The sequence below is a fragment of the Streptomyces sp. NRRL B-1347 genome (assembly GCF_000720325.1).
In the GTDB taxonomy this organism is placed as follows: Bacteria; Actinomycetota; Actinomycetes; order Streptomycetales; family Streptomycetaceae; genus Streptomyces.
Genome location: NZ_JOJM01000339.1, coordinates 1 through 228 on the forward strand (window position 1 = coordinate 1; position 228 = coordinate 228).

The 228-nt window shown below is 75.0% G+C and carries 1 protein-coding gene; it reads right to left on the reverse strand.

What is annotated here, in order from left to right; genetic code table 11:
• On the reverse strand, window positions 1-228 hold a 228-nt coding region (locus IG74_RS47505), incomplete at both ends, for a hypothetical protein (protein ID WP_158858175.1).

A 228-nucleotide genomic window follows, 5' to 3' on the forward strand; every position in this document is an offset into this window, starting at 1 on the left:
TCGGGGACGCAGGCGAGGACCTGCGCGGTGGGGCGCCCTTCGGCGTCGAAGAGCTCCTCGGGCCGGTAGGAGCGCAGCCAGTCCTCCAGCTGCCGCAGGTGGACGGGGTTGTCGCGGACTCCGGCGAGCGGCACCTGGTGGGCGCGCCAGGTGCCCTCGACGGGCTTGCCGTCCACGCTCGCGGGGCCGGTCCAGCCCTTCGGGGTGCGCAGCACGATCATCGGCCAG